Here is a 24,853-nt window from a genome sequence, read left to right on the forward strand (position 1 = left end):
AGATGCCCTGCGGCGTGTTTGGTGTTGGTTCGCCGCTCAAGATGTGCTGGCGGCGAGCACCCCCAAGAGGTACATGAGCGCGTTCAACGAATAAAATAACTTCGGCTGGCGTAGGTATAACTGATCTTCATAGGGCAGCTATGCCGCAGGAGGGGTTGCACCTATGCCGCTGGCCCGTTCAATTTCTCTCAGAAGCACCGAAACGGTCGGGCGGACTTCCCCTTTGCGGCGAAAGACCGCGTAGATATCGCGTGTGAGGGAAATCTCGTTGAAGTCGAGAGCGACCAATCCCAATCCGCTTCCCTGAAGGTTCGCTCGCGTCAAATACGCCAGATGATGGGTGCGAGAGATCATCGACGTCAGAAAATTGATCGACGTCGTTTCCACGGCCACGACGGGCTTTGACAGGCCGGAGCTGCGAAAAAGCGATTCGAGCAGTAGCCGGTCGGTCTCGGGCAGCGGTGGGAGAACCCAACTGTATTCCGCAAGATCGGAGACCGACAGGTTCTTGCGTTGTGCAAGCGGATGCGATTGATGCGCAACGATTTTTACCGGCTCCCTGGCAACCAGCCTCCACTCGAAATCCTCGTTGAGGATATCACTCGGCTTGACCGTCAACACGACGTCGAGTTTGGCCGCGAAGAGTTGGGGGAGGAGAACTTCGTTGGTGCCCTCGTGCACCATGAGGGCAACATCGGGACGGGCAGCCGAAAAGCGGATCAACGCATCGGGAATAACTTGTCTGAGGGCAGCGGCCATGCTTCCGATCCGAAGCGAACCGCGACGAGCGCCCCGCAGGGCGTCTATTTCGTCGACAGCCTCGTTGGCCAAGGACAGCAGCAATTCGCTGTAGCCGATAAGGCGCTGCCCGAACAGCGTAACCTGAACTCCCGTCGGACCTCGGTCGAGCAGCCGGACGCCGAGCGCCTGCTCCAGGCTGCGAATGCTTTTGCTAAGGGCGGGCTGGGTGAGCCGCAGGTTCTCGGCCGCCATGCTGAAGCTACCCGTGTGCACGACGGCTATGAAGTGCCGGAGCTGTCGAAGGTCCAGTCGGTGCAGGTTTTTGTTCATGGTGTCCGGTCGCGGGAGAGGCGGCTACGGTCCCAGTATGACCAAAGGTTATACCTCGGGCAATGTTAGTTGTTTGACTTCGAGCCCCCGCTGAACAGAGTGTGGTGTCATAAATGCCGGGCCGAACATTGCCTTTGCATCTCGCAGCGGGATCAACCTGCTGGGGCGATACGCATGGTGGAAGTGGCGGTCACGACAGGGGAACAGGATGATTACACTGGATATTCCAAGGCCAAGAGGCGCAGCGTCATAGTCACGGAAGACGTGAGACGGCGGCTGGAGCCACCCTGGAGATTTGAAGACGCACCGAATTCTCTCAGCATCCGGAATGATGCGGAGAGCAGCCATGCGCCCAGACGTAAGAATCCACGAACGGACCGTTCAAACAGGAGGTAAACGAATTATGGTGTCCCGAAAGATCGAAAAGGCGCGCGCGCCAACACTGCTGTCCACGTGTTTCGTGGTGGCACTGGCGCTGGCATCCTCCGACAGGCTGGCCCATGCCCAGGCGGTCGAACTTCCTAAACCACTGATCGACGCGGCCCAGGCCTATGCATCCAAACTGACGGGTGGGCAGAAGATCGGAGGGAAGGTCTCCATCCTCGGCGTCAATGGCGGTCGCGAACTCGAGATGCTGAAGGCAGCCTGGGCTCCCTTCCAGGCGGCGACCGGGATTGCCGTCGATTATACGGGAACGACCGACTTTGCCGCAGTGCTGCAGACCCGCGTCCAGGCAGGTGACCCACCGGATCTCGCGGGGTCTACCAACATCAACAACCTCGTGCGCTATGCGAAGCAAGGTGCTCTGAAGGATGTCGGCGCGATGGTCGGCGAAACTGCCATCAAGGGGAAGTTCGATCCCGGGCTCGTCGACGCCGCGAGCCTGAACGGCAAGATCTACGGGGTTTGGACCGAACTCAACAACTTCATGGTCTGGTACAATGTCCACACCTACGACGGCCCGAAAGATGCCCCCACCTGGGAGCAGTTCGATGCCTGGGCCGTGAAGCGCGCCAACGCCGGCAAGACGCCCTGGTGCTATACCGACGAACGGGGCGCTTCCTCGGGGGCGCTTGCCGGCAATTGGATCCAGGCCTACATCCTGAAGAACTCCGGCCAGAAAACCCTCAAGGGTCTTGGCGATGGCTCGATTTCCTGGACCGCTCCGGAAGTGAAGGCCGCGTTCGAGGCATTCGGTAAAATCGCCCACGACCCCAAGATGGTTCCCGGTGGCCCGGTCGCGGCCATGTCGACGCCTGCGGTCAAAGTCGGGGCGGGGCTTTTCTACGATCCCCCGCAGTGTTCGGTTCTTCTCTGGGGAACATATGCCGGCAGCCTCACCAATCTGATCTATCCCAAGGTCAAGCCGATCGAAGATATGGACTTCATGCCGGTGCCGGGCAAACCGGAAAATGCGGCCTATGAGACGTTCGGCGGAACGCTTTACCTGGCATTCAGGGACACGCCGCAGGTCAAGGCATTCTTGTCTTACCTCGTATCGGACGAAGCCCAGAAGCTCGTGGCGTCCGCCGGCAACTGGACCGTTGCCAGCCAGGCGGTTCAGCCGAGCGACTATTCCAATCCCGTACTCAAGCGGGCTCGCGAGACGTTGCTCAAGCCAGGTGTCACGCTTGTTGCCCAGCCGACCCAGGTTGTCGATCCGCCGGTAATCCAGGCATTGTGGAAGGGTGTCGTGCAATACGTGCTCGATCCCGACAGCCTGGATAACGTGCTGCAGGCGATCGACGCTGCGAGATAAGCCGGACGATCATTTCCAGGAGCGGCCCGGCTGCTCCTGGCACAGGATGGAATAAACGCCATGAGTAGTCAGATTCTGCAACTTATCCTCGGGCTCGTTTCCTTGCCCGCAGTGGCTCTGGTCATCATTCTGCCGGGCGAACTGGCTATCAGGAGGTTTCCGCAAAGGACGCAGAGCAGCATCCGGCCGTGGATATGGCTCTCGCCGGTTCTGGCTCTGGTGGGTCTGGTCATAGCCTACCCGCTGGTCGCATCGATCGTTTACAGTTTCCGTGACGCGACCGGCAGTAACTGGGTGGGATCTAAAAACTTCGTCTGGGCATTCGGGACCGCCATGCGTCCCGTTCTGTTCAACAACGTCCTCTGGATCGTTGTCTTTCCTCTGCTGACGGCCGTGCTTGCCCTTACCGCCGCAATCATGCTGGACCGGGTCAAGTACGAGCGGGTCGCGAGAACCTTCCTGATCCTGCCGACCGCGATGTCCTTCGTCGCCGGCGCCGTCATCTGGAAGATGATGTACACTTACGAGCCGCCGATGCAGCCGCAGACCGGGACGCTCAACGCCATCTGGACGGCGGTCACGGGCAAGATGCCGATCGCCTGGCTGATCGACCGCAACGTCAACAACTATGCGCTGATCTTCGTCGCCGTGTGGATGAGCATCGGTGTTGCGACGCTCATTCTGTCGGCGGGCGTCAAGAACATCCCGCGCGAACTGGTCGAGGCCGCCAAGATCGACGGGGCTGGGGAGTGGGCGGTCTTCCGCTTCGTGACGCTTCCCTCGCTCTGGCCGACGATTCTCGTGGTCCTGACAACCCAGGCGATCTTCTCCCTCAAGGTCTTCGACATCGTCTACGTCATGACCAACGGGTCCTTCGGTACCGACGTGATCGCCAACAAGATGTATTCGGAGCTCTTCGTGAAGCAGAATCTCGGAACGGCCAGCGCCATTGCCGTCCTGCTCCTCATCCTCGCGTCTCCTGTGATCTTCATGAACATCAAGCAGATCAGGTCGGAGGGAGGAGAGTGACGATGTCCGCAATCGGAAGCCGCAGGGCCATGCTCGTTTCCGTGCGGCCGACCTCCAAGCTCGCAAGCCGGTTGAAGCGGATCGCGCTCCATGGCGCTGTCCTTCTTCTCTGCGTAGTCTGGTTCACGCCCGTCCTGTCGCTCTTCGTGACGACATTCCGCTCGGAAAGCGACTCCTCCCAGACGGGCTGGTGGCACGCCTTCGTCGAATGGCGGCCGGTGCTGTCGAACTACGTCGAGGCGATGTACCTGACCGGCGTCGGCCGCAGCGTCGTCAATTCGGTCGTCTTGACGGTTCCGACCGTGCTCGGGACCGTGCTCTTCTCGGCAATTGGTGCTTTTGCCCTGGCGCGCATGCGGTTTCGCGGGCGTATCGCGCTGTTTCTTGCCATGGTCGGTTTCCAGGTATTGCCGCCCCAGCTCGTCCTGGTGCCGATGCTGAAGTTCTTCCTCGCGGTTGGCCTCACGGGGACGTTCATACCGGTCTGGGTCATCGAAATGGGCCTGACGGTGCCGTTCGGAATCTTTCTCCTCTACGGCTTCTTCTCCAGCATTCCCTCGGATCTCGTGGAGGCGGCGCGCATCGACGGCGCCTCCGAACCTCGTATCTTCTTCCAGATCATCCTGCCGCTGTCGGGTGCCGTTCTCGCGTCGCTGGCAATCCTGCAATTCATGATCGCCTGGAACCACCTGCTGATCCCGCTGATCTTTTTGGGATCCGGCTCGCTCTCACCACTCACGGTGCAGGTCGCGAGCCTTGCCCAGACCAATGCGGGTGGCCTCAATACGCTCACCGCAGCGACCTTCATCTCGGTGATCGTACCGCTGGTGCTGATCGTCAGCCTGCAGAAATATTTCGTGCGCGGCGTGCTCGGCGGCGCCGTCAAAGGGTGACCATCAATGGTCTTGCGATCCGCCCGGTGCGCAAGACGGATATCGGCGCGCTCGATCGGAAGGTCCGGCGCCCAAGACGAGGAATGGAAACATGGCAAACGTAAATCTGCGCGACGTCAGAAAAGTCTATAACCAGACCCAGGTCATCCACGGCGTGAATGTCGATATCGACGACGGCGAGTTCGTGGTTCTGGTCGGGCCGTCCGGATGCGGGAAATCGACGCTGCTGCGCATGATCGCCGGGCTGGAGGAAATCAGCGACGGCCAGGTCCATATCGGCTCGACCGTCGTCAACGAGATGTCTCCGAAGGACCGGGATATCGCCATGGTCTTTCAGAGCTATGCGCTCTACCCGCACATGACGGTCGCCCAGAACATGGGCTTTTCCCTGCAGCTGCGCGGCGACGCAAAGACGGAAATCCGCGCCAAGGTCGAAAAGGCGGCAAAGATCCTTAATCTCGAGGCCCTGCTGGAGCGTTACCCGCGGCAGTTGTCGGGTGGCCAGCGGCAGCGTGTCGCGATGGGACGGGCGATCGTGCGCAACCCGCAGGTGTTCCTGTTCGATGAGCCCTTGTCCAACCTGGATGCCAAGTTGCGCGTCACCATGCGCGGCGAGATCAAGGCGCTGCACCAGCGGCTCGGAAGCACCATGATCTATGTCACGCACGACCAGATCGAAGCCATGACCATGGCGGACAAGATCGTCGTCATGCGGGATGGTTTTGTCGAGCAGGTCGGCTCGCCTCTCGCTCTCTACGATCGTCCCGCCAACCTCTTCGTGGCAGGCTTCATCGGTTCGCCTGGCATGAATTTCCTGTCCGGCCGTTATGTGCAGGGGAAGGTCTGGATCGGCGATATCGCGCTTCCTGTCTTAGAGCTTCCGTCGTCGGAGAACGAGGGGCGTCATGTGGTCTACGGCATCCGTCCGGAGAATCTGAACATGGCCGGCGAAGCTGGCCAGCTCCTCATCGTCGAGGTCGTCGAGCCAACCGGCGCCGAAACGCATGTCGTCGGCCAGGTCGCAGGCCAGCGGGTCATCGGGGTATTCCGCGAGCGGGTCACGACGCGGCCGGGGGATGTTCTTCGCGTCGACTTCGATCCCCGAAAGGTGCATCTCTTCGACCCGCAGAGCGAGCAGCGCATAAACTGACGGAGCGCCAGCTGGTATCTAATGGTGTCGGCGTCGATCCCGTCAGAGTTCGTCGAGCCCTTCATTCAGCGTCTCGATGTGGCGGAGGCGCTTTCTTCCCTCGACACCTGCCTTTTCCAGGCACCGGGTGATCAGCAGATGGCAGAGGGCCATGACTGCCGTATGGTTGAAGAGCGGGCCGGGTGCCAGGGTCTGGCATTGGAAATGCCAGGTTGCCGACGTCTCGAACGCAGCGCCCTCGTCGGTGATGTAGAGAAGTTTCGCTTTAGACCGCCGAAGCTGGGCCAGAATGGCGTCCACCTGCGCGATCCTCCGGCGCATGGCAAAGAACACCACGACGTCGTCTTCGCGCAAGCTGACAAGGTGTTCTCCAAGCGTCTGCCCCGCGCCGGGGATTGCGACGATATCCTCGATGACCTGGGTCAACTGCCATTGAAGGTAGGAGGCAAAGGGGTGGCTGCTCCGGAAACCAAGCACCCAGACCTTCCTGGCCGCAATCATTGCGTCCGTCACAGCCTCGATCTGGCCCTCGGAAATGGAAAGGAACGTTGCTTCAAGATTGGCGACCCCCTGGGCGACATGCGCCTGCATCGATTGGGCCGCCGCGGCGTCGGCAGCGGTCGTCAGGAAGAGCCGGGAGCCGGTCTGTTTTTCGGCCCGAGCATGCCGACGGGCTTCCTCGTAGTTTTCGTAGCCGAGGCGCTGGATGAAACGCGTCACCGTGGCCTTGGAGACATGCGCCAGAGCTGCAAGCTCCTGCGCCGAATAGCTGGCAAGCTCGCCTGGAAAGTCGCAGACGAATTCTCCCACGCGCTTTTCGGCGGGACGCAGTTCGGGCAGGGCTTGCCTGACCCGATACAGGAATGATTTATCCTTCGGCATAGGAAACTCCGCCAAGACATCAGCGGGCGGACCTTCCGGCGGGGCGCCGCGACTTGCAACAGAAAAAACGACCCCTCCATGGCGTTGTTCGGGAGACGCCCTGATCATTTCGCGCTCGATCCGGCTTCGGGAGGATGGGCGATCCGGGAAAGCAACAGTTCGACAGCGGAGCGGATCGGCGCAATCACCGGTGACGAGAGAGCCTGCTGAAGATCGTCCGCCGCCTGGCCCAGCGGACCGCCGCCGATGATGACGGCTTCAGCGCCGTCCCTTTCGAAACATTCCCGAACCGCGATCTCAAGAGCCGCGTGTAAACGCGCGGGGTCGGATGCAAGGACCAGCGGATCGCCGCTGGTCAGCCGAGTGCCGGTAAAGAGGTGGGCAAGGCCCAGCGTTTCAGCCTTGGCGGCGAAACTCACCACGAGGTCGGGAGTGACGGTCGCGATGCCGAAACGCCGGCCTCCGGCGGAGGCCTCGTGCATGCTCGCCTCGCAGATGCCGACGACCGGCAGGCCGGACAGGGCTTTCAGGCGTTCGAGTCCCGGATCACCGAATGCACTGACGATCAACCCATCGCTCATTCCCGCCGCGGCCAGTCCGATTTCGACGACGCCGCCGGCCGCTGCGGCAAGCTCCTCGCCATTCAGGATCATCGATACTCCTCTCGTGGCGGTGACCCCCTCCACCGAGAATTTTTCCGGCAGGTATTTCCGGGCGATCTCGGTCATCATGACCGTCGTCGCCCGGGACGTGTTCGGATTGATCAAGGTGATATGCGTCATGTCTCGTTCCGTGCGCGATTGCCCGGACGCCCTCCCTGTCTTGTCATCGTCTCTCRTCATCTTTGGCGTTCAGGCATATTGCACGCAAGCGACGCTGCCGGCCCCGCCGGACGGCATCAAGGCCGGGACTTCCGTGCGGCAGAGATCGGAAACCTGGGCGCAGCGCGGTGCGAAGGCGCAACCGGGCGGCATGGCGGCCAGGTCCGGCGGTGCGCCGGGAATGGTGATCAGCCGGTCGCGTCCATGGGCCAGTTCGACGCGGGCGCCGAGCAGACCCCTGGTATAGGGGTGTCTCGGTTCGCGGATGATGTCGGCGACCCTGCCTTCCTCGACGATCCGCCCGGCATACATCACCGCGATCCGGTCCGCGACTTCCGCCGCAACGCCGATATCATGCGTGACGAAGATGACGGAGAGCCCGTATTCCTTCTGCAAATCGCGGATCAGCAGGAGGATCTGGATCTGCACCGTTGCATCGAGGGCCGTGGTCGGTTCGTCGGCAAGCAGGACCTTCGGATTGCAGGCGAGCGCCATGGCGATCATCGACCGCTGCAGCATGCCGCCGGACATTTCATGCGGATAGTTTTGCAGCCGGCGCTCCGGGGAGGGGATCTTGACCTTCTGGAACAGAGCAAGCGCGCGCGCCGCGGCTTGCGAGCGCGAGATGCCCTCATGCCGCATGATGGTTTCTTCTATCTGGCGGCCAAGCGTGTAGACGGGGTCGAGTGCCAGCCGCGGCTCCTGGAAGACCATCGAGGCGACGGCGCCGCGAAAGGCACCGAGATCCTTGGTCGTCAATCCCGTCACATCGCGGCCGGCGACCGTCATCGAGCCTTCGATCGTCGTGCCTTTGGGGTGCAGGCGCAGCAGTGAGCGCATGGTGACGCTCTTGCCGGACCCGGATTCGCCGAGCAGCGCGACAACCTCGCCCGGCTGGACCGAAAGGCTGACGCCGTTGACCGCTTTGACGGGCTTTCGGCCGCGATTGAACGTCACGGAAAGATTGCGGATATCGATCATTGTACCGGGCTGCATCTCAAGCCTCCGTCAATGTTGTTGCACGGCTATGGCCGGAGCCTGGCACAGACATCAGGCAAGCCGCCGCCTGACTTTCGGAGATCTCGGCAAGCGGCGGAAGGTCCGCACTGCAGACGCTTTCGGCAAACGAACAGCGGGTATGGAACCGGCAGCCTGGCGGCGGATCGATCGGGTTCGGCGGGTCGCCCGAGAGGGGCGGCTCCGAGGTTCGTTCGGACGGGTCCATCTTCGGCATCGAGGCGAGAAGCGCAGCGGAATAGGGATGGCGGGTGTTTTCGAAGATCGCATCGCGGCTGCCGATCTCGGCCACCTTGCCGAGATACATGACCATCACCCGGTCGCACATGAAGCGCACGACGTTAAGGTCGTGGGAGATGAACAGGTAAGTCAGGCCGAAATCCCGCTTCAGGTCGAGGAGCAGGTTCAGGACCTGTGCCTCCACCGACTTGTCGAGCGCAGACACAGCCTCGTCGAGGATGACGAGCCGCGGTTCGAGTGCGAGCGCCCGGGCGATATTGACGCGCTGCCGTTGTCCACCCGACAGTTCATGCGGGTAACGGCCGGCAAAGCGCGACGGCTCCAGCCCGACCCGATGCAGCAGGTCGTGGGCCCTGGCGATCGCCTTACTCGCGGTAATGCCATGCACGCGTGGCGCAAAAGCGATGGATTCCTCAATCGTCAGCCTGGGATTGAGGGAGGCATAGCTGTCCTGAAAGACCATCTGGACCTGCCGGCGGTAATCGGAAAGCGGCAGCGCGCCGCCGACCGTCTCACCGTCGAACAGGATATCGCCTCGATCGGGTACGATGAGCTGCATCAGCAGCCGCGCCGTGGTGGACTTGCCGCAGCCGCTTTCTCCGACGACCCCGAGCGTCTCGCCCTTGAGGATATCGAAATCCACGCTGTCGACGGCACGCACAACCTTCTTCGGCTTCATGAAGCCGCTACCCTTGACCGGGAAATGCTTGATCAGACCGCGCGCGGAGATGAGCGGCTGCGCAGGCCCGCCCCTTTCTCCGACGGGAAGATCGTAGGCGGGTTCTTCGACGATGCTGATCATGACTTCACGTCCATGGCTGTGCGCAGCCCGTCTGAGAAAAGGTTGAAGCAGATCGAGGTGATGAAGATCATCAGGCCGGGCAGAGCCGCCACGAACGGATTGTTGTAGATCGCTGTGCGAAGCGTGTTCAGCATCAGCCCCCATTCGGCATCCGGCGGCCGCACCCCGAGGCCAAGGAAGGAGAGGCCCGAGGCGAGGATCATCGAGACGGATATCAGGCTCGTGGCAAAGACGAAGATCGGGCTGAGCACGTTGCCGAGGATATGAACGCGGATGATCGTCATCGGCGGGGCGCCGGACGCCCGCGCCGCATCCACGTAGTCGAGTTTGCGGACTTGGGTGGTGACGCTTTCGGCGACGCGGGCGATCTGCGGGATGAAGACGACAGTCAGCGAGACGAGCGCATTGGTGAGTCCCGAGCCGAGTGCGCCCGACAGCGCCACGGCCAGAAGGACCGACGGAAACGCGTAGAAGACGTCGACCGTGCGCATGATCAGCGTGTTGACGATGCCGCCCGCATAACCGGCGACGATCCCGATGGTCGAGCCGATGATGAAAGCGACCGGCACCGGGATGACGCCCATGATAAGCGAAAGCCGCGCCCCATAGATCAGCCGGGAGAGCATGTCGCGGCCGAGTTCGTCGGTGCCGAAGATATAGCCTGGCGTGCCGATCGGCTTGAGGCGCCGGATGACGCTGCCCTTGGAGGGGTCGTAGGGTGCGATATAGGGCGCGAAAATCGCGATCAGCACCAGGATCAGGAGAATAGCGAGGGCCGACATCGCGACCGGGTCACGGGAGATGCGGCGCAGCACGCCGCTCCAGAAGCCAGGGGACTTGGCAATAGCGGCAGGGGAAGGGGCCGCGATGTCTGCGGTGACGACAGCCATATGTCAGCTCCTCTGGATGCGGGGATCGATCGCGCTCTGCAGCACGTCGACGACGAGGTTGAGGAAAACGAAGAACATGGCAAGCACCAGGATCGTCCCCTGCAGGATGGGCAGGTCGCGGGTGAAGATCGCGCCGTTCAGCAGGAAACCGGTTCCGGGCCACGAGAAAACCGTTTCGATCAGGATCGAGCCGCCGAGCAGGTAACCGAGCTGCAGTCCCATGACCGAGAGCGCGGTCGGCGCGGCGTTGCGCACCACGTGACGCAGGATCTGCGGCGTCATCAGCCCCTTGGCGGCGAGCGCCTGGGTGAAGTCCTGGGAGAGGATATCGGCGACCAGCGAGCGGATGGTACGGGCGATGATGCCCATCGGGATGACTGACATGGTGACCGCAGGCAAGATGAGGAACTGCAGATAAGCCCAGCTTAAGGTTCGGCCCGCCGATCCCTCCGGTCCGCCGCCCATGGCCGGCAACCAGCCGAGCGTGACGGAAAAGGCAATGACCAGCACCATGCCGAGCCAATAGTGGGGCACGCTGACGCCGAGCATCGAAACCGCCGATGCCAGGCGATCCACCCAGCCTCCGCGGAAGACACCGGCAAGGAAACCCAGGGAAGAACCTGCCACGAAGCCGATAACGGCGGCAGCGAGTGCGAGGATGATGGAATTGACGGATGCATCCAGGATCTCGCGCAGCACCGGCCGGCCGCTGGCGATCGAGTTGCCGAGGTCGCCCTGCAGCGCATGCCATGCCCAAAGGGCATATTGGACCGGAAGCGGCCGGTCGAGGCCGTAGAAGCTGCGCATCTGTGTCTGCAGGTCGGCGGAGGCATCCGAAGGCAGGATGGCGGCGAGCGGATCGCCCGGCGCGATATGGATCAGCATGAAGCATACGATGCTCACGCCGATCGCGACGGGAATAACGTGCAGAAGCCGTTTCAGGGCATAGAGCAGCATGGTGTCCTCACCGGAAGAGGTTGATCGGGCATCATGGAAGGGCGGCGCGCCGATCGACCGGCGCGCCACTGGCTCGAGATCAGGGATCTAGGGTGATCGTCGAGAAGTCCTGGAACCAGTTCTGTGCCTGGACGAAGCCCTTGACCTTGGCGGTCATGGCGCGCGGGTTGACGTCATGCGTCACCATCAGGAACAGCGCATCGTTGACGTATTTCTCGTGCACCTGCTGCATCACCTTGTCCTGTTCCACGGGATCGAAAGTGTTGCGCACCTTGTCGAACAGCGCATCCATATCCTTGTCGCAATAATAACCCCAGTTGGTGCCGGTCGGCGGAGCGAGCTTGCACTGCGACTGACGGATCATGGCGGTGAAGGGATCCTGGATGAAGTAGCTGTAGTTGATGGCCGTAGCGCCTTTGGCGCTCGGATCCTTGGCGCCGGCGCGCCAGACGTTGATGACCGTATTCCAGTCCATCACCTCGTATTCGATATTGATGCCGACTTCGCCGAGCGTCTGCTGGATATATTCGTTCATCTGCAGCGGCAGCATCTGACCCGAACCGGAGGAGGAGATGATGACCTTGGTCTTCAGCGGCTTATCGGGACCGTAACCCGCTTCCTTCATCAGCTTCTTGGCTTCCTCGACATTGTATTCCACCTTGAAGGTCGGCTTGCCGAACCACTGGTGTCCCGGCGGCATGTAACCCTGGGCGGGAACGGAAAGGCCGCCGAGAAGTTCGTTGAGACCATCGCGATCGACGGCAAGGTTTGCGGCCTTGCGAACGCGGATATCGTTCCACGGCGAGCCTTCGATACGCGACAGATGCCAGGTCCAGTTATGCGGATAGGAATTGGTGATGATCTTGAAGCCGGCCTCCTTCAGCGATTTCACCGAATCCGGAGCGGGCGCCTCGATCCAGTCGACCTGGCCGGAGCGAATTGCGGCTACGCGGGTGTTCGGCTCGGGTAGGGGGATCAGGACGAGCTTGTCGAGCTTCGGAACACGCGCCTTGTCCCAATAATCCTTGTTGGGCGTCAGCTCCGCACGCTCGCGCGGCGTGAAGCCGCTTTCCATCTTCCATGGGCCGGTGCCCGACGGCTTCTGGGCAACCGTATCCCAGCTCTTGCCCTGCTTTTCCCAATTCGTCGGCGAAGAGATCAGAATCCAGCTGATCTGGTAAGGAAGCGTCGCGTCCGGCGTGTTGGTGACGATCTCGACGGTCTGCGGATCGATTGCCTTATAAGAGACAACCGCCGGAATACGCGACTTGCCCTGGGCCGCCTGGCGCTTGTCGAACTGCGGGGCGTCCGTCTTCAGAAGCTTGTCGAGGTTCCAGACGACGGCATCCGCATCGAAGGCGCTGCCATCATGGAATTTGACACCGTCGCGCAACTTGAAGGCCCATTTGGTCTTGTCGGTCGGATCGACCTGCCAGGACGTTGCAAGGCTCGGAATGAGGGAGGATGGCTTGTCGGCCTTCGAAAGGTCCCACTCGATCAACGAATTGTAGACCGTGTAACCCATGAAGCGCTGACCTTCACCGCCCTGGTCGGTCTGGCCGGTGGTTAGCGGGATGTCGGAAGCGGTCATGCCGATGCGCAGCGTTCCAGCCGCCAATGCGGGGGTTGCGGCGGCTGCAAGGAGTGCTGCCGCGGTCGCGCCGAATATCGTCGTCATCCGCAGGTTCTGGAAAATGCCGATGCCGTGCCGGCGAGTTGATGAAGTTCTGGTCATGCAGTTCCCTCTTTTTTTGAAGTCGCCGGATTTTCACCCAGTCGGCAAAGGAGAAGCAGATTTCATGCCAATTGCTGTGAAACTGAAATTTCATGCTTTGCGCCAAGTGAATAGCGCAAAACAGGCGAGATCAATTTCGGAATGCAGGCCGCTCGTGCCGAATTCTGTGGCGGGAATGCCGGGCGTCTGCCGAAAAATACCGCGGACTGGATAAAATCGACGTGCTCGGCCTCGGCGCATGGCGTGCGGGTCTTGGGCTCAACAGAGGCGATACTCAATTCGATGGAATTCTTGAAAAGGAAATCTATTGCGCGCCCGACACACAATCATGACGCTCTTGCAATCTTCCACGGTTGGAGTAATTTTTCAGAAAGCGCATCCTTAACGCGCTTCTATGTTCTTTTTGCATAATTGACTTGGGGCACGAGAATGCAGGATCGAAATCGACCCGCCGATCTTGAGGCGCTTGAAGCGCGTCTGGCCCTGGATCTGCTTTGGTTGAACCAGCCGCCGAAGGCCTGGGTGCCGCCCCGGGACGTCGAAGGCTCGCGGGTTCTCGATGTTGCGGTGGTCGGGGCGGGTCTGTGCGGATTGGTCACTCTGGCGGCACTGAAAAAGGTCGGGATACCGACTGCGCGGGCCTATGACCGTAGCCCGCAAGGGTTCGAAGGGCCGTGGGTGACCTATGCGCGCATGGAAACCCTGCGGACGCGCAAGGATGCCGTCGGTCCGGCCCTTGGCATTCCGTCGCTGACGTTCCGAGCCTGGTTCGAGGCGCAATATGGCGCTCAGGCCTATCTCGACATGGGGCTCATCCCACGCCCGATGTGGATGGAATACCTTGTCTGGTATCGCCGGGTGCTCGATCTTGATGTGACTAACGAGACGGCGTTTGCCGGTCTGGATTTTCGCGAGGACGGGCTCCTGGCACTGCAGCTGGAAACCGCTGGGCAGACGCAGAAGGTGCTCGCCCGCCGAGTCGTGCTGGCAACCGGTCTCGACGGCTTGGGCGCACCCACGCAGCCGGAGGTCGCAACCCGGGTATCCCAGCGCTTCGTGAAGCACGGGGCCGACCTCATCGACATGGCCGCGTTGAAGGGCAGGCGGGTGGCGATAGTCGGGGCCGGTGCCTCGGCCATGGACAATGCCGCCGCCGCCCTGGAGGCCGGTGCGGCGCGTGTCGATATCTTCGTCCGCCGTGCGGATATCCCGCGCATCGACAAGTTCACGGGTGTCGGCAGCCAGGGAATGACGCATGGTTATCTCGGCCTGCACGATGCGGACAAATGGACCTATATGGTGGCCGGCGAGCGGGCGCAGATTCCGCCGCCGCGTCACAGCGTGCAACGGGTCTCGCGGCACCCGAACGCCTTTTTTCACATCGCAAGCCCCGTGGACGATCTCGTCGAGACAGGCGATGGCGTCGAGGTCGTGACACCGAAGGGCCGTTACGCCGCCGACCTGGTGATTTTCGCCACCGGCTTTTCGGTCGATTTCGGCAAGCGTCCGGAATTTGCGGCGCTGCGGGACAGGATACTGCTCTGGAAGGACGTCTACACCCCTCCTGCCGGCTGGGAACATGCCGGCATCGGCGCCACCCCCTATCTCGGCCCGGCTTTCGAGTTCCGGCCCAGACCCGATCTCGACACCGCGACAGCGGATGCGGTCTCCCGGATCTCCTGCTTCGCCTACCCCGCGGTCCCGTCACACGGCAAGATCACGAGCGGCATTCCTTCCATCAGCGAGGGGGCAACGCGACTTGCGACAGGACTTGCCCGCTCGTTGTTTGTCGAAGACCGGGCCTACCATCTCGATCGCTTTCTCGGGTTCGATACGCCGGAGCTTCTTGGCGACGAATGGACAGACGCAGACCTCGAAGAGGAAATGAACCGTGCCAATGGATGACCAAGTCCCGCAGTTGCAGATTTTCTACGGCATCTCGTCGCCCTGGGCATATTTCGGGGCACAGAAGGCGATTGCCGTCGCCGGCGACAACGGCGCTCACGTGCGTCTGCGCCCGATCCGCATCATCGAGGCCAATGGCGGCATACCGTTGCGCAGGCGGCCGGACGCGCGTCAGCTCTATCACGAGGTCGAATTGCGCCGCTGGCGGGAATATCTCGGCATCCCTCTCAACCTGAAACCGAAATTTTATCCCTGCCGCACGATCGAACCGGCTGCACAGGCGGTGATCGCGCTCCAGAAAGCCGGCCTCGACGCCATCTCGTTTTCCTTCGCGGTCCAGCGAGCTCTCTGGGCCGAAGAGCGCGATATCGCCGATACCGGCACATTGCGCGCTATCGCTCGTGCGACGGCCGGCGAAGAAGCCTCCGCATTGGTGGTTGATCCACAGCCGGAAACGATCGTCGATGAGTGGCAGGAAAACCTTGCCGAGGCCGAGCGGCTCGGCATTTTCGGAACGCCGACCTATGTCGTCGGCACCGAATTGTTCTGGGGCCAGGACCGCCTCGATTTCGTCGACCGGGCTCTGAAAGCCGGCCGAAAAACGACTGAAGCACTGAAGGAGCCTGCGTGATGCCCGACACCGAAAACCTGAGCGCGAAGAAGCTGCACGACGATGCGATCATCGTTGATGGCCTGCAGACCTGCCAGTGGAGCCGGTCGATCTTCGAGGAAATGCGGGCAGGGGGCCTGACGGCCGTCAACGTCTCATCGCTGCTCTGGGAGAATTTTCGCGAAGGCATCGCCTATGTTTCCGAATGGAAACGCTTCCTGCGCGAGAACGACGACATTCTCCGTCCGGTTCGCAGCGTCGCCGACATCCATGCCGCCAAGGCGGAAAACAAGACCGGCATCATCATCGGCTGGCAGAACACGTCGCCGCTCGAGGACAAGCTCGACTACGTGGAAATCTTCAAGGATCTCGGCGTCGGGATCATGCAGCTCACCTACAATACCCAGAACTATTCCGGTGCCGGCTACCTGGAGGAGGTCGATAGCGGCCTCACCGGTTTCGGCAAGGAAGTTCTGGCGGAGATGAACCGCGTCGGCGTCCTCTGCGACCTCAGCCACGTAGGCGACAAGACGACCGCGGACGTTATCGCCCACTCGAAGAGCCCGGTCTGCATCTCCCATATCCTGCCGAGGGCGCTGAAGGACGTGAAGCGCAACAAGCCGGACGAACTCTTCGTTGCTTGCGCGCAAAAGGGTGGCATTATCGGTGTCAGCCTGTTTGCACCCGGCCTTGCCGCCGGCAATGACGCCACTGTCGAGGACTACCTCGATGCCATGGCCTATATCATCGATCTGGTCGGCGAAGACCATGTCGGCATCGGCACCGACTTTTCACTCGATCGCCCACGTCCAGGCCCTTGGCTGCTCTGGGCCAACAAGGACAAGGGCACGGCCCGCACGCTCACCGAGTTCGGCTCGGTCAAGATTTCCAAACCGAAGGGGATCGAGCGCATGACCGAGTTGCCGAACCTGACCGCCCGCATGCTGGCCCGCGGCTGGAGCGAGGATCTGGTGCTGAAGTTGCTTGGAAAGAACTGGCTGCGTGTCCTCGGCAAGGCCTGGACGCCAACCGCGTGACGAAGCCGGCGCAAGGACGAAAGCTGCAGCGCACGGAGAGTGGTTCGCGTCAGGCGCGCCCAATGAATTGCAAGCCGATAGATGGCAAGCCTTGGCTAAAACTGGAGAGACGGACATGACAACATGCATGGAGAATAGGATTTCAGGGAACGGGGTTTCGCGGATCTTGCTCCGCACTGGCGCGGCTGTCGCCGGGATGCTAGCGCTTCTGGGCACGGCTCAGGCACAGGACGCCTCCACCAAAGGTACGGTCAATATCGTCGGCTTTTCCGGCGTGTTCGCGGACAACTACCAGAAGTTCATCATCGAACCCTTCAAGGCCAAATATCCCGGCATCGACGTCACCTATCAGCAGAGCAAGAACTCCGCGGAGACCCTGGCGCTGTTGACCCTGCAGCGCGCCGATCCGAAGATCGACATCGCGCTGATCGACGTTGCGGTCGCTATCAAGGCCAGCAAGGATGGCATTTTTGCCAAGCTTGACCCCGCCAAGGTCAAGGTGCTTGACGAGATGCCCGCCTGGGCTCGTCTCGACGGTGATAAGGCTGTTGCGTTTTCGCAGGACAACCTGGCGATCCTCTACAATACGGATACCGTCAAGCAGCCGCCAACCAGCTGGAACGACCTGGCCGACCCCAAATACAAGGGCAAGATTGCCGCAAAGCTTGGCGATACGCGCGGTGTCATCCTGCTCCCGATTCTCGACAAGCTGGCAGGTGCCGACTACAAGCAGAGCATTGACCCCGCACTCGGCCTTCTGAAGAAGATCGCGCCGAACGTCTCGACCTGGGAGCCGGCTCCGGACTGCTATGCGGTGATCCAGAGCGGCGAAGTCGACCTGTCGATCTGCTGGAATGGTCGCGCGCAGTACCTGCACGACACTCAGGGCGGCAAGATCGGTGTCGCAGCCCCGAAGGAAGGTTCGATCGGCCAGACCAACACGATCGGCCTTGTCGAAAATTCCAAGAACGCCGCGGCGGCCCAGCTCTTCATCAACTATGCGCTCGGCACTGAAGCGCAGGCGGCGTTCGCAGAGAAGAGCTTCTACGGTCCGGTCAACACCAAGGTAAACCTGCCGGACGCCGTGGCTGCCCGCATCTACGGTTCCAAGGAAGCCCAGGCCGCGCAGATGTCGCTCGACTGGAACTTCGTTGCCGATAAATATTCGGCCTGGATCCAGCGCATCAACCGCGAAGTCATCGCGCTCAACTGATCCAACTTGGAGAATCTGGCCGCCATGGCTGATCATCACGTCGTCATCGACAATCTCGTGAAGACCTATCCAGGCGCCCAGAAGCCTTCCGTGGATCACGTCAGCTTCTCGCTGCCGCGCGGCGAGATGCTGGCCCTGCTAGGCCCCTCGGGCTGCGGCAAGACAACGATCCTGCGCATGATCGCAGGCCTGATCGCCCCGACTTCGGGGGCGATCAGGCTGGAAGGCAAGGATGTGTCGTCGATTGCCGTCTACAAGCGCAACATGGGCATGGTCTTTCAGGCCTATGCCCTGTTCCCTCATATGACGGTCGCCCAAAACATCTCGTTCGGCCTTGAAATGCGCAACGTTGGCCGCGCCGAACGGGAGGAGCGTGTCCGCAAGGCTCTCGATCTCGTCAAGCTGACCGGGCTTGGCGACCGCAAGGTCAGCCAGTTATCCGGCGGTCAGCAGCAGCGTGCGGCGATTGCCCGCTCGCTGGTGATCGAGCCGGAACTTCTGCTGTTGGACGAACCGCTTTCCAATCTCGATGCCAAGCTTCGCGACGAGATGCGCGATGAGATCCGCGATATCCAGGCGCGCACCGGCGTCACGGCGATCTTTGTCACCCATGATCAGGACGAGGCCTTGTCCATGGCAGACCGCCTGGCGGTCATGTCCGCCGGGCGCCTGGAACAGGTCGGTACGCCGCGCGAGATTTTCGACCGGCCTCAGACCGAGTTTGTCGCGTCCTTCATCGGGGCGGGGACCTTCTTCGAAGGCCGGGTAACTGAACCCGGCCTTGCCGTGGTCGAAGGGCTGAAGTCGCTGCGTTTCGTCGGTGAAGCGCCGGTTGGATCAGCGGTCAAACTGATGATCCGGCCGCACAGGCTGGTCCTCGCCGACAGTGCCGGCCAGCCGAACAGTTTTACCGGGACCGTGGAGCACATCGTCTATCGCGGCCAGATCCTGACGCTGAACATTCGCTGCGGAGGCAGGCTGCTGCAGGCGGATCTTCCCACCCACGCCGGCGTATTGCCCGAGAAGGGCAGCGAAGTGACGCTCGCAGTCGCCCCAGAAGATGTTACCCTGGTCGGGCAGGTGGCACCATGAGCGCCGCAGCCCTTCCGGCCGCCGGGGCATCACCGGCAAACGCGCCGCGCGGGATATTGCTGATGTTGCTGTTGCCAGGGCTCATTGCTCTGGTGATCACCTTCCTGCTGCCGCTGATATGGCTTTTGCGGGCCTCCTTCGTGTCCTCGACGATGGGTGCGCTCAGCGGCGGAGACTGGACGGTGCAATCCTATACGGTGGTGCTGTTCGATCCGTTCTACTGGCGGGTGGCCTGGAACACGCTGGTGCTCGGCTTCAACGTGGCGATTTTTGCGGTGATCCTGTCCTATCCGATCGCGCTGTTCCTGGCGCGCACGGAAAGCCGCTTTCGCGGTGTCCTGACGGCACTTGCCGTGGCGCCGCTGCTGACATCGTCGGTCGTCAGAACCTATGGCTGGATGGTCATCCTCGGAGACCGCGGCGTGATCAACAGCACACTCCAGTCTCTTTCACTGACGGGCGGGGTCATCCGGCTCACCAACAACAGCTTCGGTGCCACTGTTGCGCTGATCGAAATCCTGATGCCCTACGCCATCCTCGCGATGCTCAGCGGTTTCGGGCGGTTGAACACACAACTCGAGGAGGCCGCCGCCATGCTCGGGGCGAACCGCTTCAGGGTCTTCACGCGCATCATCCTGCCGCTCAGCGCTCCCGGCGTGCTCACTGCAGCGCTTCTGGTCTTCGTGCTGGCGATCTCCTCTTTCGTCACGCCGCGGCTGATGGGCGGCGGCCGCGTCTTCGTGCTCGGCACCGAAGTCTTCAACGAGGCGACGGTCACGCTCAACTGGCCGTTGGCGGCAGCCCTGTCGGTCATGCTGCTGATCCTGTTCAGCAGCATCATCCTGCTTTACCAGCGCGCCCTGCGCGCATTGGAGACGTGAGGAGCCATGCAGAGCAATCCACTCCTCGGCCGGTTCGCCTGGAATACGCTGATCGCGCTGCTTTACCTGTTCCTGCTGGCGCCGATCATCGTTGTCTTCATCATCTCCTTCGATACACGCCAGTATCTGGCCTTCCCGCCGGAGAGCTTCTCCTTCGGCTCCTATGTGAAGGTCTTCCAGAACGTCAAGTTCATCTCGGCCTTCTGGCGCAGCCTCATCATCGGCGCGATTGTCGGTTTGGTCGCGGTTTCTGCCGGAATGCTGCTGTCCTTGTCGCTGGTGCGGCACCACTTCCGTGGCAAGGCGGCGGTGAACTTCCTCATCCTCGCACCATTTCTCGTGCCGCATATCGTTCTTGCGGTTGGCATCATGCTGGTGATCGCACCGCTCGGCCTGCTGGATAGCTATCCGGGGATCGTGCTGGCCCATCTCGGCATCACGATCCCCTACACCGTCAGAACGATCACCATGAGCCTGATGGCCGTGGATACCCGTATCGAGGAAGCGGCCCTCGTCCATGGCGCATCGCCGCGCATGGTGTTCTGGCGCATAACCCTGCCGCTGGTACGGCCCGGCCTCATTGCGGGCGGCGTGATTGCCTTCCTCATCTCCTTCGACGAGGCGACGATCTCGCTCTTCATCGTGTCGGTCAAGGCTTCGACGCTGCCGACGGAAATCTACCATTATCTCGAATATTCCACCGATCCGCAGATCGCCGCCCTCTCCGTCGTCCTGATCCTGATCTCGGTCGGGGTCGTGATGGTGGTCGAAAAGCTGATTGGCCTCCGCAAGGCACTCTGACATGCTCGTTGAGACAACTGCCGGCACCATCGAGGGTTTTAATGAGAACGGCTACGCCGTCTTTCTCGGCGTTCCCTATGCGGCGCCGATCACTCCCGAACGGCGTTTCGCAGCGCCGCAGCCGGTTCCACGCTGGTCCGGGATCCGGTCTGCCAAGGCGCTCAGCGAAGTGTGCCCGCAGATCCCGACCTACGGTCCCGTGGGAAAGGCGGCTGCATCGACGCTCGAGTTCGGCACCGACTTCCTGACCGTCAACATCCGCACGCCGTCCGTCACCGGATCGGCACCGGTCCTGGTGTGGATTCACGGAGGCGGTTACGCTGTCGGTTCCGCCAATGAGGCGGTGCTGCAAAGTGGCGCGTTCGCCGCCAGCGGCCTCGTCGAAGTGACCGTCAACTATCGGCTTGGGGCGCTCGGCTTTCTGCATCTGAACGACGGCTCGCCGGACAATCGCGGGCTTCTGGATCAGATCGCGGCACTGGAATGGGTCCGCGACAACATCTCCGCCTTCGGAGGAGACCCGAAGCAGGTCACCTTTGCGGGTCGTTCGGCGGGGGGCTTTTCGATCGCGGCGGTCATGGCGATGCCCGCGGCACACGGATTGTTTGCCCGGGCGATGCCGCAGAGCGGCGCGAGCACCGGCATCTCAACGATGGACGACGCGCAGAAGCTCAACAGGCGCATGCTGGACTATCTACAGGTAACCGAAACGGAGCTTGCAAACGTTCCCTTCGAAAGACTGCTCATTGCACAGCGCGACCTCTGCAATCAGTCCTATGAAAATCATGATTTCGAGCGGGACGGCTCGGCCTCGATGCTAGGCGTGCCTTTTGTTCCGGTTGTCGATGGGGTCTCGCTTCCCGACCATCCGGAAGACGCAGCCGCGCGCGGAAAGACGGCCGGCGTCCCGATGATGATCGGCTGTACGACGGGCGAATACGTCACGCACGCGACAGCGCAGCCGGAAATGGATTTCGAACTCGCAGCCCGGCTGCTGCATCAGCGCGTGCTGCCTTTTGGGCTGACCGGCGTCGAGGTCGTCCGGCGATATCGTGAAGCTCTTCCGCAGCATACGGCGCGCGGCATCTGGAGGGCCGTCGGCGGTGACCTGGTATTCCAGAACCCTGCCACCCGGTTCGCGCGCCTCCATGCCGTGCATCAGCCGGTCTATAAATATCTCTATGGTCCCGTCGAGCCGGACGAGCTTGGCGCGCCACACGGTGCGGAGGTCGGTGAGGTCTGGTATCGCCAGGGGATGGACGTCAGTCATCTGCCGGCCCGCCAGTCCGTCAGCGATAGGGCCTTCGCGACAGCGGTTCACGACGTCTGGGTCTCGTTTATTCGCGACGCGGCGCCTGAGACGCCTGCAGGCAGGTGGCCGCGTTATTCCGGCGCCAAACCACAGGTCTTGCACATGGAGAAGGGCATATTCCACCTCCCGATCGATCCCTTCGACGGCCGAACCGCGCTTTGGGAAAGGCCGCCCGCCTGACCAGGTTTCCTTGGGGTGAGCCTGCCCCTTTATGGACTTTCGCTTCGATGATGGAGATTGCCGATCTTGTTCAATCCACCTCTAGCTTCCACTGAGCAAATCGACCTATGGGTGTTATCGGGCAATCCGAGCCGGTCTGAGAAGACAACCAGCCGGCTTGCAACAATTGCTGCGCTCTGCGGTCTTGCCGAATTCAGGATTTTGGATGCCCCCTGACTATCTGGATACGAAACAGCTCGAGGCGTTCGTTGCCGTGATCTCGATCGGCAGCATGACCGGAGCTGCCAAGGCGCTGGGCAAGTCGCAGCCGGTGATTACCCGGCTCATACAAGATCTTGAGCAGGAACTCGGATTTCCGATCCTGCATCGCAACGGTCCGCGGATAGCGCCGACGGAACATGGCGTGGCCTTCTTCGCTCAGGCGGAGCTGTTCTTGAGCGGATTGCGCACGATCAGCGAACGTGCCCGGACGATCGCAACAGCGCGGGCGACGCCCATCGAAGTGGCATCGATCCCTGCCATCGCCGCGAGCATCGTCCCGCTCGCGCTCAGCGACTTACCCGCGGACCAGTTTCCGGATCATGTCCATCTTCGAAGCACGTCGGCTGAAGATGTCGTGCAGGCGGTCGTGGCGCGAACCGCTGATATCGGCATCGCGAGCCTTCCGCTGGATAATCCGGGGGTGGATGTGCATTGGGTGGGCGAAGTGCCCTGTGTTGCCGTGGTCGCCGCAAACGATCCCTTGGCCGGCCTCGATCTGCTTTCCGCGGAAAACCTGAAAGGCCGCCGGCTGATCGCTTCCGCCAACCCCTATCGGTTGAGGATGAGGATCGACAAGGCGCTTGCGGAGCAGTCGATCGAGACGGGTGGAATTATCGACAGCAATGCGACTTATGTCTCGCTCGCGCTGGCTCGATCGGGACTTGGCGTGGCGATCGTCGAGTCCGTTACCCTCACGGGCCTCCCGGTCAAGGATGTCGTCATCCTGCCGCTCGCCTTCCACATTCCGTTCTACTGGGGCGTCATCACGGCAACCGGCGTACCGCTGCCTGCGACTGTTGAGCGGCTGATCTCCTCGATCGAGCGCCGGGCAATGGACGTGCCGCATTTTCGCAGGCTCAAAGGAATACCACCCGTTTAGGAAGCTGATGCCGATTTGGTGCTGAAGCGTCGTCTTCAGAATGCGTCGCTCAGGAGGATGCCGCAAACAAGTTCAGGAGATTTGATGCCGAGGTCGACTGAGAGAGATCCAGGAGATTGTCATAGAGATCATCGGTCGCCTGTCCGGAGCCCCAATGAACGCAATCGAAGAATTTGCTTCGCCGCTGGCCGGCGTCGAGAGGAACCTCGATCGATCCCTTGGCATGAAGCCGTTGGCTGGAGAGGCGCGTACCGTTCCGCAGTGTCACAGTCAGCACATGCGGAAGACGATCATGACCGTGCTCCTCGCCTGATGTGTAGGAATGCATCTCGATCCGCGGCATCAGCGCAAGGACGTCTGTCTGTCGGAGGGCGGCGGGCGCGAAGTCCGACAGGCTGAGCGTGTCCTGCAGCATCGCCTTTGCAAGGCAATACGGCATCGAGAAGCGAGCCTGCATCTCGTTCTCCGGCCGCGGATAAGCAAGATTGCGGGCGGCCGAAATCCCGACCTTGACGTCGATACGGTCGATATCACCGGCGCCCAGCTGATGCTCCTGTTTCAGGTCGAAAAGCGCGTCGATTGCTCGATGCGTCGAGGCGCAGCAGGGATGGCGCTTGGTGACAAGGCCGCGGGTTTCAATGACATGGGCTTCATCCAGCCGCCAATCTGTCCAACCTCGGGCTTCGCCGCCGCCAAAGAGATCCAAAAAACCCTGCGGTCGCTCGAGGATGTCGAGCCGGCCGCCGCTGCCTGACATCGCCAGCAAGGCGGCTTCGACTGCGTTGCGCGCTGCAATTCCGGCATGCAGCGGTTTGGCCAGGGTGCCGAACTGGCCTTTGGGACCGGATGCCATCGAGGTGGCCAGGCTCATGGCCTGCGCCGTCTCCTCGATGTTGGCGCCGAGCAGGCGCGCGACGCCGGCGGCCGTTCCGATCGCGCCGACCGTGGAAGTGCCATGCCAACCTCTGTTGTAATGGGAAGGATTGACCCCGAAGCCGACCGCCGCCTGGGCCTCGAGCCCAGTGAGATAGGCTTCCAGAAACTGCTTGCCGCTGATCGGGCGCTGCGGACGTAGGGTGGCGAGCAGGGCCGGCACCAGAACTGCGGACGCATGAGCCCGGGCGGGATGAAAATTATCATCGAAATCGAGGGCATGGGCCGCCGTGCCGTTTACAAGTGCCGCCACCGAGGGCGATGCGTATCCGCCCGTGACAAGCCATCCGGAACCGCCGCCGGATATCTCATTGCCGAATGCCGCGATAACCGCCGCTACGCTTGGATCCTTGCTGCCCGCGACCATGCATCCGAGCGTGTCGATAACCGCGTCGCGGGCGCGCTCCATGGCAAGAGATGAAAACTCCGTCCGCGCTGAAAGCTGCCGGGCGATATCGAGGAGGATCGTGGTCATTGACGGATGTCTTTCGCTGCGCTTGGT

22 protein-coding genes are annotated in these 24,853 nt (G+C 61.7%); 13 read left to right on the forward strand and 9 right to left on the reverse strand.

Translation table 11 applies throughout. The features are described 5' to 3' along the window. Window positions 1–138 precede the first annotated feature (138 nt). Window positions 139–1,071, reverse strand: coding sequence for a LysR family transcriptional regulator (locus AC1DLT_RS25500; RefSeq protein WP_477488596.1), 933 nt, complete (start codon window positions 1,069–1,071; stop codon window positions 139–141). A gap of 403 nt (window positions 1,072–1,474) precedes the next feature. Between AC1DLT_RS25500 and AC1DLT_RS25505 the strand changes: the two genes are divergently transcribed. The 4 genes from AC1DLT_RS25505 to AC1DLT_RS25520 all read left to right on the forward strand — a co-directional run bounded on the left by AC1DLT_RS25505 (window position 1,475) and on the right by AC1DLT_RS25520 (window position 5,902). Next, on the forward strand, window positions 1,475–2,830 hold the full coding sequence (locus tag AC1DLT_RS25505) for an ABC transporter substrate-binding protein (protein WP_477488597.1): 1,356 nt from the start codon (window positions 1,475–1,477) through the stop codon (window positions 2,828–2,830). A gap of 60 nt (window positions 2,831–2,890) precedes the next feature. Continuing rightward, window positions 2,891–3,859, forward strand: a complete 969-nt coding sequence (locus AC1DLT_RS25510; RefSeq protein WP_477488598.1) for a carbohydrate ABC transporter permease — start codon at window positions 2,891–2,893, stop codon at window positions 3,857–3,859. A gap of 2 nt (window positions 3,860–3,861) precedes the next feature. Continuing rightward, window positions 3,862–4,752, forward strand: a complete 891-nt coding sequence (locus tag AC1DLT_RS25515) for a carbohydrate ABC transporter permease (protein WP_477488599.1) — start codon at window positions 3,862–3,864, stop codon at window positions 4,750–4,752. A 91-nt stretch (window positions 4,753–4,843) separates the two neighbouring features. Further along, complete coding sequence (locus tag AC1DLT_RS25520; protein ID WP_477488600.1) at window positions 4,844–5,902, forward strand: ABC transporter ATP-binding protein; 1,059 nt, start codon at window positions 4,844–4,846, stop codon at window positions 5,900–5,902. Window positions 5,903–5,944: 42 nt separating this feature from the next. On the opposite strand, the gene AC1DLT_RS25525 is transcribed toward AC1DLT_RS25520, so the two are convergent. From AC1DLT_RS25525 to AC1DLT_RS25555, 7 genes are all read right to left on the reverse strand, one after another. After that, window positions 5,945–6,784 carry a MurR/RpiR family transcriptional regulator gene (locus AC1DLT_RS25525; protein ID WP_040124587.1) on the reverse strand — a complete coding sequence of 280 codons (840 nt, stop codon included), beginning with the start codon at window positions 6,782–6,784 and terminating at the stop codon, window positions 5,945–5,947. Between the two features lie 104 nt (window positions 6,785–6,888). After that, window positions 6,889–7,566 carry an aspartate/glutamate racemase family protein gene (locus AC1DLT_RS25530; RefSeq protein ID WP_477488601.1) on the reverse strand — a complete coding sequence of 226 codons (678 nt, stop codon included), beginning with the start codon at window positions 7,564–7,566 and terminating at the stop codon, window positions 6,889–6,891. Between the two features lie 69 nt (window positions 7,567–7,635). Next, entirely contained in the window at window positions 7,636–8,601 is a 966-nt protein-coding gene (locus AC1DLT_RS25535; protein WP_477488602.1) for an ABC transporter ATP-binding protein, read from the reverse strand. A gap of 1 nt (window position 8,602) precedes the next feature. Beyond that, complete coding sequence (locus AC1DLT_RS25540; protein ID WP_477488603.1) at window positions 8,603–9,664, reverse strand: ABC transporter ATP-binding protein; 1,062 nt, start codon at window positions 9,662–9,664, stop codon at window positions 8,603–8,605. Further along, on the reverse strand, window positions 9,661–10,554 hold the full coding sequence (locus AC1DLT_RS25545) for an ABC transporter permease (RefSeq protein ID WP_477488604.1): 894 nt from the start codon (window positions 10,552–10,554) through the stop codon (window positions 9,661–9,663). Before AC1DLT_RS25545 ends, AC1DLT_RS25540 begins: the two co-directional genes overlap by 4 nt. Before the next feature lie 3 nt (window positions 10,555–10,557). Continuing rightward, window positions 10,558–11,511: an ABC transporter permease gene (locus AC1DLT_RS25550; protein ID WP_477488605.1), complete on the reverse strand. Its 954-nt coding sequence runs from the start codon at window positions 11,509–11,511 to the stop codon at window positions 10,558–10,560. A gap of 79 nt (window positions 11,512–11,590) precedes the next feature. Continuing rightward, window positions 11,591–13,189, reverse strand: a complete 1,599-nt coding sequence (locus AC1DLT_RS25555) for an ABC transporter substrate-binding protein (RefSeq protein ID WP_477488656.1) — start codon at window positions 13,187–13,189, stop codon at window positions 11,591–11,593. Window positions 13,190–13,675: 486 nt separating this feature from the next. On the opposite strand from AC1DLT_RS25555, the gene AC1DLT_RS25560 reads away from it, so the two are divergent. The 9 genes from AC1DLT_RS25560 (at window position 13,676) to AC1DLT_RS25600 (ending at window position 23,418) form a co-directional block, all read left to right on the forward strand. Continuing rightward, on the forward strand, window positions 13,676–15,151 hold the full coding sequence (locus tag AC1DLT_RS25560) for an FAD-dependent oxidoreductase (RefSeq protein ID WP_477488606.1): 1,476 nt from the start codon (window positions 13,676–13,678) through the stop codon (window positions 15,149–15,151). Then, complete coding sequence (locus AC1DLT_RS25565) at window positions 15,144–15,782, forward strand: DsbA family protein (protein WP_477488607.1); 639 nt, start codon at window positions 15,144–15,146, stop codon at window positions 15,780–15,782. Before AC1DLT_RS25560 ends, AC1DLT_RS25565 begins: the two co-directional genes overlap by 8 nt. Continuing rightward, window positions 15,782–16,798 (forward strand): dipeptidase, encoded by a 1,017-nt coding sequence (locus AC1DLT_RS25570; protein ID WP_477488608.1) that lies wholly within the window; start codon window positions 15,782–15,784, stop codon window positions 16,796–16,798. The genes AC1DLT_RS25565 and AC1DLT_RS25570 overlap by 1 nt, the downstream gene beginning before the upstream one ends. A gap of 196 nt (window positions 16,799–16,994) precedes the next feature. Beyond that, window positions 16,995–18,011: an ABC transporter substrate-binding protein gene (locus AC1DLT_RS25575; protein WP_477488609.1), complete on the forward strand. Its 1,017-nt coding sequence runs from the start codon at window positions 16,995–16,997 to the stop codon at window positions 18,009–18,011. 24 nt (window positions 18,012–18,035) lie between these two features. Further along, window positions 18,036–19,103, forward strand: coding sequence for an ABC transporter ATP-binding protein (locus AC1DLT_RS25580; protein ID WP_477488610.1), 1,068 nt, complete (start codon window positions 18,036–18,038; stop codon window positions 19,101–19,103). A 62-nt stretch (window positions 19,104–19,165) separates the two neighbouring features. Then, window positions 19,166–19,984 (forward strand): ABC transporter permease, encoded by an 819-nt coding sequence (locus AC1DLT_RS25585; RefSeq protein ID WP_477488611.1) that lies wholly within the window; start codon window positions 19,166–19,168, stop codon window positions 19,982–19,984. A gap of 6 nt (window positions 19,985–19,990) precedes the next feature. Further along, window positions 19,991–20,785 (forward strand): ABC transporter permease, encoded by a 795-nt coding sequence (locus AC1DLT_RS25590; protein WP_040124602.1) that lies wholly within the window; start codon window positions 19,991–19,993, stop codon window positions 20,783–20,785. A gap of 1 nt (window position 20,786) precedes the next feature. Beyond that, window positions 20,787–22,277, forward strand: a complete 1,491-nt coding sequence (locus tag AC1DLT_RS25595; protein WP_477488612.1) for a carboxylesterase/lipase family protein — start codon at window positions 20,787–20,789, stop codon at window positions 22,275–22,277. 205 nt (window positions 22,278–22,482) lie between these two features. After that, window positions 22,483–23,418, forward strand: coding sequence for a LysR substrate-binding domain-containing protein (locus tag AC1DLT_RS25600; protein WP_477488613.1), 936 nt, complete (start codon window positions 22,483–22,485; stop codon window positions 23,416–23,418). A gap of 49 nt (window positions 23,419–23,467) precedes the next feature. Here AC1DLT_RS25600 and AC1DLT_RS25605 read toward each other — a convergent pair whose 3' ends face one another. Then, entirely contained in the window at window positions 23,468–24,826 is a 1,359-nt protein-coding gene (locus AC1DLT_RS25605) for an MmgE/PrpD family protein (RefSeq protein WP_477488614.1), read from the reverse strand. Window positions 24,827–24,853: the final 27 nt, after the last annotated feature.

The sequence above is a fragment of the Neorhizobium sp. 05N33 genome, assembly GCF_056397445.1.